11 protein-coding genes and 1 tRNA gene are annotated in these 12,553 nt (G+C 33.4%); 6 read left to right on the plus strand and 6 right to left on the minus strand.

Going from position 1 to position 12,553, the window contains the following annotated elements; translation table 11 throughout:
- The first annotated feature begins 30 nt into the window (after positions 1-30).
- The 3 genes from MR875_03175 (at position 31) to MR875_03185 (ending at position 4,018) form a co-directional block, all read left to right on the plus strand.
- Positions 31-1,953, plus strand: a complete 1,923-nt coding sequence (locus MR875_03175) for an IGHMBP2 family helicase (GenBank protein ID MCI6993854.1) — start codon at positions 31-33, stop codon at positions 1,951-1,953.
- A gap of 84 nt (positions 1,954-2,037) precedes the next feature.
- The gene (locus MR875_03180; protein MCI6993855.1) at positions 2,038-3,216 is read left to right on the plus strand and encodes an argininosuccinate synthase; all 1,179 of its coding nucleotides are present in this window, start codon (positions 2,038-2,040) and stop codon (positions 3,214-3,216) included.
- Positions 3,217-3,292: 76 nt separating this feature from the next.
- Entirely contained in the window at positions 3,293-4,018 is a 726-nt protein-coding gene (locus MR875_03185; protein ID MCI6993856.1) for an NAD-dependent protein deacylase, read from the plus strand.
- On the opposite strand, the gene sfsA is transcribed toward MR875_03185, so the two are convergent.
- Positions 3,965-4,681 carry a DNA/RNA nuclease SfsA gene (sfsA, locus tag MR875_03190; protein ID MCI6993857.1) on the minus strand — a complete coding sequence of 239 codons (717 nt, stop codon included), beginning with the start codon at positions 4,679-4,681 and terminating at the stop codon, positions 3,965-3,967. The genes MR875_03185 and sfsA overlap by 54 nt on opposite strands.
- Positions 4,668-6,209 (minus strand): NAD(P)H-hydrate dehydratase, encoded by a 1,542-nt coding sequence (locus tag MR875_03195; protein ID MCI6993858.1) that lies wholly within the window; start codon positions 6,207-6,209, stop codon positions 4,668-4,670. The genes sfsA and MR875_03195 overlap by 14 nt, the downstream gene beginning before the upstream one ends.
- 73 nt (positions 6,210-6,282) lie before the next feature.
- Here MR875_03195 and MR875_03200 point away from each other — a divergent pair, with 73 nt between their 5' ends.
- Positions 6,283-7,407 (plus strand): NAD-binding protein, encoded by a 1,125-nt coding sequence (locus tag MR875_03200; GenBank protein MCI6993859.1) that lies wholly within the window; start codon positions 6,283-6,285, stop codon positions 7,405-7,407.
- 82 nt (positions 7,408-7,489) lie between these two features.
- On the opposite strand, the gene fhcD is transcribed toward MR875_03200, so the two are convergent.
- Together fhcD and MR875_03210 are read right to left on the minus strand one after the other, a co-directional pair.
- Positions 7,490-8,380 (minus strand): formylmethanofuran--tetrahydromethanopterin N-formyltransferase, encoded by an 891-nt coding sequence (gene fhcD / locus MR875_03205; protein ID MCI6993860.1) that lies wholly within the window; start codon positions 8,378-8,380, stop codon positions 7,490-7,492.
- Positions 8,381-8,463: 83 nt separating this feature from the next.
- Positions 8,464-9,525 carry a UPF0104 family protein gene (locus MR875_03210; protein MCI6993861.1) on the minus strand — a complete coding sequence of 354 codons (1,062 nt, stop codon included), beginning with the start codon at positions 9,523-9,525 and terminating at the stop codon, positions 8,464-8,466.
- Positions 9,526-9,593: 68 nt separating this feature from the next.
- On the opposite strand from MR875_03210, the gene MR875_03215 reads away from it, so the two are divergent.
- A complete protein-coding gene (locus tag MR875_03215; GenBank protein MCI6993862.1) occupies positions 9,594-11,027 on the plus strand; it encodes a TrkH family potassium uptake protein in 1,434 nt (477 codons plus the stop codon).
- Between the two features lie 54 nt (positions 11,028-11,081).
- Complete coding sequence (locus MR875_03220) at positions 11,082-11,741, plus strand: TrkA family potassium uptake protein (GenBank protein ID MCI6993863.1); 660 nt, start codon at positions 11,082-11,084, stop codon at positions 11,739-11,741.
- On the opposite strand, the gene MR875_03225 is transcribed toward MR875_03220, so the two are convergent.
- Both MR875_03225 and MR875_03230 read right to left on the minus strand, forming a co-directional pair.
- Positions 11,736-12,341 carry an MBL fold metallo-hydrolase gene (locus tag MR875_03225; protein ID MCI6993864.1) on the minus strand — a complete coding sequence of 202 codons (606 nt, stop codon included), beginning with the start codon at positions 12,339-12,341 and terminating at the stop codon, positions 11,736-11,738. The two genes, MR875_03220 and MR875_03225, sit on opposite strands and share 6 nt — an antisense overlap.
- Before the next feature lie 59 nt (positions 12,342-12,400).
- Positions 12,401-12,547: transfer RNA gene (locus MR875_03230), tRNA-Trp, on the minus strand.
- Between the last annotated feature and the right edge of the window lie 6 nt (positions 12,548-12,553).

Raw genomic sequence — 12,553 nt, forward strand, 5'->3', positions numbered from 1 at the left:
AAAAACTCCTATTTAAAAATAGGGATTAAATTGAAGAAATACATTAAAAGATTAATCAGACTTGTCAATTATGAAAGAGATGCTGAAATAGATTTGATGACACAAGAAATCAGCACAATGTCTGGTAAAAAACGAGAAGAGTTAGGAAGAGCAATAAATAAAGTTAAAGGAAAGTTTATTGGTAAAGAATTAGGATTACAGATTGTCCAATTTGGAAGATCAGACAGAATTGAAACTGAAATTTCTGTTGGAGATATGGTTTTAATAAGTACAGAAGACCCCCTCAAAAGTGATTTGACAGGAACAGTTACCGAAAAAGGGTCAAGATTCATCAAAGTTGCATTTGACAAAAGAATTCCAAGATGGGCTTTAAGAAAGAAAGTCCGCATTGACCTATATGCAAATGATGTAACTTTTAAGAGAATGGAAGATAACTTAAGACATTTAAGCTTAAGAGGAAAAGATGCACTTGAGTACATCCTAACAGACAGAGACCCTAGAAAAAACAGACACATCCCCTATATTGACTACATTGATGATTCACTTAACCCATCACAGAAATCAGCAATCGAAAATGCACTTTCATGTGAAAATTTCTTTTTGATACATGGACCATTTGGAACCGGGAAAACAAGAACTCTCGTTGAATTAATATCACAAGAGACAAGACAAAATCACAAGGTGCTTGCTACAGCCGAAAGTAATGCTGCAGTTGACAATATCCTTGAAAGATTGATGGAAAATAAAAAATTGAATCTTACAAGACTTGGACATCCTCAAAGGGTATCAGATCACAATATCACACAAACATTAGCATACAAGGTTGAAAAGCACGAATTGAATTCAAGAATCAAGAAAATCCACAAGAAGATTGACAAATTAATAGAAAAAAGAAATTCATTCACAAGGCCAACTCCACAATTGCGCAGAGGATATGGAAACTATGACATATTGCACAATGCATCAAAAGGAAAAGGAGGACGTGGAGTCAGTCCTGAAAAAATGAAATCAATGGCACAGTGGATTGAATGCAATCAGGAAATCGATGAACTTCATGATGACATAAAAAGAGTAGAAAACAAAATGATTAGGGACATCATTGAAATAAGTGATGTTATTCTTGCAACAAATTCATCAGCAGCCCTTGATTCAATAGCAAAAACAAAATTCGATGTTGCAATCATAGATGAAGCTTCACAGGCAACAATACCAAGCATATTGATTCCAATTGCAAAAGCTCGCAGATTCATACTTGCAGGAGACCACAAACAACTCCCACCAACAATAATAAGTGCAAAGGCAGGAGATTTAGAAAAAACATTGTTTGAAGAGTTGATTAAAATTTACCCTTCCAAATCACAGCTGTTGAATGTTCAGTATAGAATGAACAAATTGCTTATGAAATTCCCAAACAAGGAATTCTACAATAATGGATTGAAAAGTGATGCAAGTGTTGATGAAATAAAAATTGATGATTTGCTAAATTCAAACAATCATGAGGAAGCATTGCTTTTTATCAACACATCAAATGTAGATAACAACAGAGAAGCACATCTAAAAGATTCAAAATCCATAATGAACCAATTGGAATCAGAAATAGCTGTCAGAATTGCTAAAGACTACCTGGATGCTGGAATCAGTGAAGAAGATATTGGAATAATCAGCCCATATGCAGACCAGGTAAAAGTGATACAGGAAAAAACTCCTGTTGAAGTTAAAACCGTTGACGGATTTCAGGGAAGAGAAAAAGAGATTATTATTATATCAACAGTCAGAAGTAATGATGATGGTAACATAGGATTTTTAAAGGATTTAAGACGTTTGAATGTTGCAATAACAAGAGCTAAAAGAAAATTGATAATAGTTGGAAATAAAGAAACCCTAAAGAATAGTCCAACATACACAAGGCTTATTGAATTTGTTGAAAATGAGAACTTACTAGTTGACATCTAGAAAATTCTAAATTATAAATACTATTAAAAATATAACTATCAAATGAATAAATCTTATTTATTATAATTATAACGGTGATTAAATATGACTGAAAAAGTTGTTTTAGCATTCAGTGGAGGATTAGACACCTCCGTATGTGTTAAATTATTAGAAGAAAAATACGATGTAGAAGTAATTACTGCATGTGTAGATGTTGGTCAAGGCGACGAAGAAATGGAAAAAGCAAAAACCATGGCATCCAAAATTGGTGGATTAAAACACTACAATATCGATGCTAAAGAAGAATTTGCTAACGAATACATCACACGCGGAATTAAAGCAAATGCAGAATACGAAGGATACCCATTAAGTACAGCACTTGCAAGACCATTAATTGCAGAAAAAATCATTGAAGTTGCTGAAAAAGAAGGAGCAACAGCTATCGCACACGGTTGTACTGGTAAAGGAAATGACCAATTCAGATTTGAAGCAGTCATTCTTGCAATGTCCGATTTAGATATCATTGCACCTATCAGAGAAATGAATTTAACCAGAACTGAAGAAAAAGCATATGCTGAATCAAAAGGTATCGAATTAAGTTACGATAAAATTTACAGTATTGATGAAAACCTCTGGGGAAGAGCAATTGAAGGTGACGTATTAGAAGACCCTGCAAACGAACCTCCAGAAGACATTTACGAATGGACCAAATCCTGGGAAGCTGCTAACGATGAACCAGAAAAAGTATCCATTGAATTTGAAGAAGGTGTTCCAGTAGCTATAAACGGTGAAATGATGCCTTTAATCGACCTCATCAAAAAAGCAAATGAAATTGCAGGAAACAACGGTCTTGGTAGAGTAGATTCAATCGAAAACAGAATGATTGGAATCAAAAGTAGAGAAGTATACGAAACTCCTGGTGCAAAATTGTTAATTGCAGCTCACAAAGCATTAGAAGAATTAGTTTTAACTACTGATGAATTAAGATTTGCTGGATACATGTCAACCCTTTACTCTGATTTAATCTACAGAGCTTTATGGCAAGAACCTTTAAGAGAAGACATTGACCAAGCTATTGATAAAATGCAAGAAAGAGTAAGCGGAGAAGTCGTAATGAAATTATTCAAAGGTTCAATCCAACCAATCGTCAGAAAATCTCCATTCAGCTTACACAGTGTTGAACAAATTACTTTTGAAGACAAAGAAACCGATCAAAGAGAAGTTGAAGGTATGATCAAGTACCACGGTCTTCAAGCAGCAAATTATCAAAAATTAAACAGATAGCTTTATAGCTATCCTATCTTATTTTTTTAAAATCCATATAAAAAAATTAATACCATTTTTCAATATAGATTAAAATATGTCTAAAATTAATCTATTGCAAGAAATCATTGACACATCAAACAATATCGTGTTTTTTGGAGGAGCAGGCGTGTCAACAGAAAGTGGAATTCCAGATTTTAGATCTGAAAATGGAATTTTCGAAAGTTTAAGAAAATATGGAGACAGACCGGAAAATCTTGTATCCCACAGCTATTATTTAGACCATACAGAAGAATTTTTCAATTATTATAAAGACAATCTTGTTTTTGATGAAGCAATGCCCAATCCAGCACATACTGCACTTGCAAAATTAGAAAAAGCAGGAAAATTAAGAGCCGTCATTACACAGAATATTGATGGACTTCACCAAAAGGCAGGAAGCAAAAATGTCATGGAACTCCATGGAAGTATCCACAGAAACTATTGTCAGATATGTGGAAAACAATATGGATTGAACCACATTCTAGAAAGTGATGGGATTCCAAGATGTGAATGTGGAGGAGTCGTAAAACCAGATGTCGTTTTATATGAAGAACCTCTAAACAATACAATCATGAATTTTTCCATCGACTACATCTCAAGAGCGGAAACATTAATTATTGGTGGTACTTCACTTGTCGTTTATCCCGCTGCAGGACTTATAAACTATTTTAATGGCAAAAATCTTGTTTTAATCAATAAAAGCGAAACACCTTACGACAATCTTGCTTCACTCGTCATCAATGACGCTATCGGAGAGGTTTTCAGTCAAATCAAAATCTAGGGATTCCGGTATCAATGTTATACCATCCAATTGATTATCACACCTATAAACAAGAACTTCAACACCATTAGCATGTGCTTCATTTAGTGTTTTTGAAAATACTGGATCATTTTCCCAGTTTGGTCTAAAGAATTTACCTGCAGGATGCTGAATCAGGAAAAAAACAGCACAGCGATTTCCTTCATTTTTAAGTTTTATCAATTCTTTCAGGTGTTTTGCACCTCTTTCTGTTGGTGCATCAGGAAATCTGGCTTCTCCATCTACAATCAATGTCACACCTTTCACTTCAACATAACATTCCTCATTTTCATCTGCAAGATATATATCTATTCTTGAATTGTCAACTGTTTTTTCTCTTTGATGTGTAGAATAGCCGACAAGTTCTTTAATCTTGCCATCAACAATCGCATCATATACAATAGAATTAGCTTGTTGAGAGTAAAGTGATACCAAGACATTTTTATTTTCAACGAAGTAAAGTGAAAACTTGGTTTTTCTTTTTGGATTATCAGACGGTTTAAGCCAAACAATAGCATCGTCAACAAGAAGCTCCTTGCATCTGCCAGTATTCGGCACATGAGCTATTTCCAAATTGCCATCAACTTCAACTTCCGCTATGAACCTGTTTGGACGGTTTTTGAAAATTCCCTTAACATAATCCATCTTTAATCACATTACCAATAAAAGATACCAAATCAGTAGCTGAAAATCCATTTCCCTTTTCTTCATATGCCCTGTCACCAGCAACACCATTTATGAAGACAGCCAATGAAGCACTGTCAAAAGCACTTAAACCTTGAGCGAATAGACTAGTTGCAATTCCTGATAATGCATCACCAGTTCCTCCAACAGTCATTCCAGGATTTCCGCTTTTATTAATTTTGAATTTAGTTCCTGATAAAATCAAGTCATATTGACCTTTTACGATTACAGACCCTTTAATTTGACGAGAAATAATTTGGAATTCAGTTATATTATCATCAACCTTCTTAAAGTCATATGAGTCAATATCCAATTTCAAATCGTTTTTAACCTTGAAAAATGACCTGAATTCATAAATATGTGGAGTCAATATTACATCTTCACGATTTTTAATTAAAGATAATTCAACCTGTTTTAATGCATCTGCATCCAATACAATAGGTTTTTTGATTTTTGCAACAAGTAAATTAAATAATTTTAAAGTGTTATCAGAAATTCCTGCTCCAGGACCAAGCAATATCGCATCAACTTTCTCTGACAATTCAATAATTTCCTGAGCATGGTCCAAAGATAATTCATCTCCTTCAAGTGATTTAACAATCAAATCAGGAGAAGTTGCCTTAATAGCTTCAGCCGCTTTTTGAGGTGAAGCAACATAAACCAAATCAGCACCTGCACCGATTGCTGCCATTCCAGCAATTGCAGGAGCGCCAGAATAATCTGCAGAACCACCAACAATCAATAAACGACCATTGTTTCCCTTATGAGAAGACAAATCCCTATTTTTAAGTCTCAAAAAGTCACCATAATTGACAAAATATTCTGCTTCAAAAGGAATTCCAATATCTGCAGTTACAAGACCCCCAACAATTTCTTCCTCAGCATTCCTGACTCCTGTTTTGATTTTATGAAAACTGATTGTATAATCTGGAACAACAGCAACATCATCGACATTACCTGTTAACGGGTCCATCCCAGATGGAACATCAACACTTATCTTAACACCATTGGATTCATTGATTACTTCAATAGCCCTCCTAATGTTAGTTTGGAGTTTACCTTTAATTCCAGTTCCTAAAAGACCATCAACAATTATAAATTCATTATTTTCAGTTCTTGCAACTTCACAGTTGTTAATATCTTCCAAATTTTTTAAACTAAAAATATTTAAACGTGACAAACGTGGTTTCATGTTTTTCAATATTTCCAAATTTGTTTTTGCATCACTGGAGTGAATGTTTTCTTTCAGCATATATATGTCAACATCATATCCTCTATTCAACAGATATCTTGCAGCAACAAAACCATCTCCACCATTACCACCAGAACCTGTAAAAATAACTACTTTAACTGGTTTAGAAAATGTATAAACTGCAATTTTACCCACTTCTTCTGCCAAGGACTTTCCTGCAGACTCCATTAAGCATAATCTTGATAAACCTAAATATTCACAATTATAATCAGTAACCATCATATCAATTGGATCCAAAAAAATCACCTTTAACTTAAAATATAACAATTATTAATAAATATAATTATCTTAATTTTAAGGAAACAAATCTATGAGAAAAATAACTATTAGACTTTTAACAAAAATACCAACAAAATATGGGACAACAGGAATGATATTAATTGCCGCATTATTTGTCTATGGAATATTAGGTTCTTACTTTATAATGCACCTAAATATTATTGATTCAATTTATTATTCCATCATCACCATGGCAACTGTAGGTTATGGGGATTATACACCACATACAGGAATTCAAAAGATTTTTGCAACAACATTAGCACTTTCAGGTGTTGCATTACTTGCTTATGTATTCAATATCATGTTAACAAGTTTCCAGGAAAAAATGAGCGAATATTCAAAAGGAGCTAGAAAAATGAAAGCAATTGAAGATATGGATGACTATTATATTATTTGTGGATTCGGAAGGGTTGGAAAAGTAGTATTTGACGAATTAAAAAAAAGAAAACAGAATATCATTGTGATTGAAAAAGATGAAGAAATCTGTGAAAACATAGAAGAAGGAGACAATATAGTTAAATTCCATAAAGATGCAAGTGAAGACAATATAATCTCCAGATTAGCTGGTGAAAAATGTAACAGTGTAATTGTAAGTACCGGAGACGACGTGAATAATCTGTTCATAGTATGGACTATTCGTGAAAATAATCCTGACGCATGGATTGTAACAAGAGCAAGCAGAGTTGAAAACATCCCTCGTCTTAAAAAAGCAGGTGCAAACAAAGTTGTGTCTCCAGAAATAATTGGTGGACAGGACATGTTCTTTGAATCTGCAAAACCATATCTTTTAAGGATTACCGTAAAACACAATGTAGATCAAATATATGACGAATTCAAAGTCATCAACAAATATGACTGTAGTATAGAAACAATTGATTACCACATTCCTGGAGTTGAAACACCCCTTACCCGTGAAATAAATGTGACTAGACTTGCAGACGGTAAAAAATATTACAACTATTTGCAAACACATGATGATCAAAGACATGCATTGGACACATTATACAAAACTACTAATAATATCCATTCACATTTAATCTTAGGTAAAGATAAACAGTCATTTGAAGACCTGATTAAAGATTTAAAGAAAATAGAAGAAGTTGTTGGGATTAACCTAACCAATAAAGAAATAGCGGAAATAACTCGAGAAAACTAAAAACAATTACGATTAAATATTAATTGTACTTTTACTATTTTTAATAAATTAAAATAAAAAAAAGAAAAGAGAATAAAATTCTCTAGAATAATTCTTGTAAGTTCATGATGTAAGCACCTAATTTACCGTCGAAGTTACCTGCACTAATTTCAAGTACACCATCAACTGCACAAGCTGCTTCAATACCAGCTTTCATAGCTGCTTTAACGGATTCTTCGTCTACACCATCAATAACAATTTCAAATACACCATCAGCATCGTCTCTGATATCAGAGTCTACTTCACCTTTTAAGGTTACACACATTTTTTCGTTGGTTGATGCGTTTAAGAATTTTGCGTATTTGTTGGATCCTACTTTAGAACCAGATGCAACCATACCACCAGGGAATGGAGTAATTACACCTTCAACTTTGGAAATAGCTGCAACAGCTGCTTGTGCTGCTTCTACACCAGTCATTTGGTCTTTTGCTAAAATGAAGAAGTTTCCTCCAGCTACACCATCTTTGTAACCGAATTCAGATTCTACTAAGAAATCACCAGACATAATTGGGATAGAGTGGATTTTTCTTCCATCAATGTCACATTCTTTTTCAAATCCGTCACCGAAGAATTTTAATTTGTTACCGGTTTTTAAGGTATCTTCAGATTCAAGGTAGTTGAATGCTGCTGCAGTAGGAGCAGTTAAAATACACATTCCGATTCTTTCCATTAATTCATGATCGAGTGCTTTTTTACCACCTTGACAGATCATGATGACATAACCTGGTCTTCCATCAGGAGTGTTTTCTGCTGGTACAAAGCAATCAATACCTGCTTCTGCAGGACATCCAATAACAGAAGTTCCGTAACCGGTTGCTTCAGTTGCTGCGATTTTTGCTAATTCTTCAGTTGCTGCAGTAACTAAAATTCTAGTTACTTTGATTCCGAAACCTTCTGCGTAAGTATCTTTAATTTCTACACCATTAATTTCCATGATTTCACCAAAATTAATATACAAAAAATAAATTTTTTGCTATAATAAAAATTATGTGTATAAATTAAAATAAAGTTTTCTATTTAATTATCAATTTCATTTTCAATTGCTTCGGCCAATTCATCTTCTGATGATACAATTGAACTTCTATCCAAAATAGAAGAACCATAATGAGGTAAAATAACCATTCCAAGAATAGTTGCCATCCAGAATGAAATTAACCTTTCAATTACAGTTGCCGCTGCACTGACTGAAGCAGAAATTCCAGCAACAGAATAGAATACAACCATAATTCCATCAACAGCACCAAGACCACCCGGAAGAAGAGGTACCATACCAACCAATGAAGCTATGATAAATACTTCACCAATAATTATTGGACTTACTGTTGCTCCAAAAGCCAAAAATACAATGTAAACCCTTAAGATTTCAAAAATCCAAATAACAAATGATAATGGCAATGCATAATATGTGACTTTTTTACTTGAAATTACAACTTTCATAGTATTCTGGAAGTCTAAAATAACAGCATGGATTTTATTTTCCAATTCTTCAGAATTTTTCTTATAGAATCTTCTGACTAGTTTGATTATCCAACCATCAACACGTTTTCCGAATTTAGGATTTATAGACATGTAAATAATCATTGCCAAAAGAGCAACAATAGCAATTACTGCTAAAATCATTACAATAAGCAGCCACAAATCAAAACTAAAATAAAAAGTCATACCAATAATTGTTATAACAGCCAATACAACAAAAGGAAAAGTATCTAGTGCTCTATCAGCAACAACAGTAGCGAAAGTTTCCTGCATAGGATAATTATCTTCTTTAGCTAAAATGTATGCTCTTACAGGTTCTCCCCCACCACGTCCTGATGGAGTTATGTTATTGACTGCAAGACCAACCAGAATCATCGGGAATAATTTTTTAAAACTAGTATCGATATCTGCCAAATTATTGAGTATTTGCCAACGTAATGTATATAACCCATAAGTGAATACCTGAACTGCGATAGCTAACGCTATCAATTCCAATTTAGCAACCGCCAATGCGACAATGACATCATCTATCCCAACTAACCATAACATTATGGCTAATATAAAGACACTTATTCCAAGGAAAAATACTGATTTTTTATTCATAATTACTATTAAATTATATTTTCAATACTTATAAATTTATATAGAAATTTATTCAAAATAATACATTAATGAGATATATAACAAAAACCGACTTATGCATTGTTGGAGTGAATTCAGGATATTTATTAATGGGAATTGGAGTAATGTGCTTGATTCCATTACTGTTCGACATAATATATTTTGAATTTGATGTAATCAGTTTTGTGGTTCCTGCAGCAATATCAATAGGTCTTGGACTCTTTTTAATGAAATATCTCGAAAAATATTATGTTAAAAATGTACGACTTAAACATGGTATGATCATTTCTGCATTTGGATGGGTATGGGCAGCAATAATTGGAGGACTTGTTTTTGCACTTGCAACCAATATACCACTAATCGATGCAATCTTTGAAAGCATGTCTGCTCTTACAGGTACTGGATTAACCCTGTTCAACGATTTGGAAATATTGCCCCACAGCATACTATTCTTTAGAGCTTTTGAACAATGGATTGGAGGTTTAGGAGTTGTAGTTATGATAATTACTATTTTATCAAAACCAGGAACTGCAACATCCACATTATACCATTCAGAAGCACGTGAAGAACGTTTAAGACCAAGTATTAAAGCTACACTTGAAAAGACAATAAAGATATACATAATATATACTGCCGCAGGAATAATACTGTATGCATTGGCAGGAATGCCATTTTTCGATTCTCTCTGTAACACATTCTGTATAATCTCAACAGGCGGTATGAACGTCAAAAATGCAAATATGGGGTATTACCACAGCGATTTAATTTATTTCATAACAATTGTGCTAATGATACTTGGCGCAACAAGCTTCTTGGTCCATTATAGAGTTATAAAAACAAAAGGAAAATCTTTGTTTGAAGATTTACAGTTTAAAGTGATTATCTGTGTGATTGCATTTGTAACATTAATGCTTTATTATGTGTCCAATATTGTTCCAATGGACTTATTGTTTACAGTTGTATCTGCAATTACAACAACAGGAGCAAACGTAGTACCTAATTTAACTATGGCCGGTTGGCCATCATTTGTAATAATATGTTTAATCTGTTTAATGTTATCTGGAGGTTCTAACGGATCAACAGTAGGTGCAATCAAACTTATTAGATTGATTACTTTTTTCAAAGGAATATACAAGCATATCCGTGAAATCCTATCTCCAAGTGGTAGAGTCGTTCCAATAAAATTACAAGGAAAACCAATACCCGATAACGCAGTAGCACAATCAGGAAACTACATAACATTATATTTAATGTTCATAATGTTTACTTGGGCATTATACTGCCTATTTGGGTATGATCCATTCGACAGTTTATTTGCAGTAATATCAATTCAAGGTAACAACGGTTTAGACCTTGGAATAGTTACTTCCCAAATACATCCCGTCTTAAAAATTGTAAGCATGCTCAACATGTGGGTTGGAAGATTGGAAATTTATCCTGTTTTAATCACAATAAGAACAGCATTTGAAATTTTTAAAAGATAAGATTTATAATCTTTAAAAATAAATATTGATAATTATTCATGTTGAGGTGATTAAATGGATTATGTAGTAATTATGGGCGGAGGTCGTGTAGGACTTGCTCTAGCACATTTATTAATTGATGAAGGATATGACATAACACTGATTGAAAGCGACCCAAAGCTTTGTGCTGAAGTTGCTTCAGAACTTGATGCATTGGTTATTTGTGGAAACGGAACAAACTCAAAAATACTTGAAGAAGTAAACATTGACGATGCCAATTACTTTATTGCAACAACCGGAAACGATGAAGCAAACTTGCTTTCATGTATTCTCGTTAGAAAATACCACGTTGAACACGTTATTGCTCGTGTAAGCAACCCAGATCACGAAGAAGCATTCAAAGAAGTTGGAATTGAACAGGTAATCAGTCCTGAAAGAGCAGCCGCATCATACTTACAGAAAGTCGTTACAAGACCAAATACTGCAGAATTAATGACCATCGGAAAAGGAGACGGTGAAATCTTGGATATGACAATAACAAATGATAAAATTGTCGGCAAAAAATACAAAGACATTTCCCCTTCAAAAGATTTCATCATCATAGCTACTTATCAAAACGGAAAATTAATAATTCCACAACCAGATAATACAATTAGCCGTGGTGAAAAAGTATCTGTTCTTGTACAAAGAGGAAAATTCAAAAAAGTAGCTAAAAAATTAGGAAAAGACTCATAAATATGAGTAAGACAATTTAATATGTTCTTTTCCATTATCCTCAACAATAGGACCATGTCCTGAGAAAATTCTTTTGACATCTAATGTCATTAGTTTTTCAACACTATTTTTCATATCTTCATAACTTCCACCAATATCCATTCTACCGACACCACCACCAGCAAAAATAGTATCTCCACAAATTAATGTTTCACCATCCCAAAGAGAAATTCCACCACTAGTGTGTCCTGGAGTATGAATCACTTCAAAATCAGCAATTTTATCCCCTTCTTCGAGTTCAATATCCACACTAGAATTATCTTCATTATTAAAAGCAGACATGGAAGTTCCTAAAGTATCTTTATTTTTAATTGAAACTGCATCCAATTTATGAACAGCAATTTTAGCATTTGGGAAAAAATGATTTCCACCAATATGATCAAAATGACAATGAGTATTGACAACTAATTCAATATCATCCGGTTCAACACCATTTTCACGTAATTTAGAAAATAAATAATCCTTATTTCCACCAGCACCAGTATCAACTAAAATATTATTGTCAATTAAATAACAATTTGAATCGTAATTATATCCTATAATAAAAACAACATTTGACATAAAAAATAATATTTAAACAGTAGTAATTAAAATTTTTGAAAAATAGATTTGTATAAAAATGGGGTCACAGGGATTTGAACCCCGATCCTGGGATTTCTCTTGCCTCAGTACTCCAATTGTTCATCACAACAGGTACTGTTCAGTTACGCGTATTTTCTTCAAAGACAACTGGAGTCCCAGATGATGCCAGGTTACACCATAACCCCACACAT

It is taken from the genome of Methanobrevibacter sp. (assembly GCA_022775905.1).
In the GTDB taxonomy this organism is placed as follows: Archaea; Methanobacteriota; Methanobacteria; order Methanobacteriales; family Methanobacteriaceae; genus Methanocatella.

Coding starts and splice junctions, on each gene's coding strand:
- MR875_03185 (MCI6993856.1), top strand. CDS start 3,293: ATGTCTAAAATTAATCTATTGCAAGAAATCATTGACACATCAAACAAT.
- MR875_03210 (MCI6993861.1), bottom strand. CDS start 9,525: ATGAATAAAAAATCAGTATTTTTCCTTGGAATAAGTGTCTTTATATTA.
- MR875_03225 (MCI6993864.1), bottom strand. CDS start 12,341: ATGTCAAATGTTGTTTTTATTATAGGATATAATTACGATTCAAATTGT.
- MR875_03220 (MCI6993863.1), top strand. CDS start 11,082: ATGGATTATGTAGTAATTATGGGCGGAGGTCGTGTAGGACTTGCTCTA.
- MR875_03180 (MCI6993855.1), top strand. CDS start 2,038: ATGACTGAAAAAGTTGTTTTAGCATTCAGTGGAGGATTAGACACCTCC.
- MR875_03215 (MCI6993862.1), top strand. CDS start 9,594: ATGAGATATATAACAAAAACCGACTTATGCATTGTTGGAGTGAATTCA.
- sfsA (MCI6993857.1), bottom strand. CDS start 4,681: ATGGATTATGTTAAGGGAATTTTCAAAAACCGTCCAAACAGGTTCATA.
- MR875_03200 (MCI6993859.1), top strand. CDS start 6,283: ATGAGAAAAATAACTATTAGACTTTTAACAAAAATACCAACAAAATAT.
- fhcD (MCI6993860.1), bottom strand. CDS start 8,380: ATGGAAATTAATGGTGTAGAAATTAAAGATACTTACGCAGAAGGTTTC.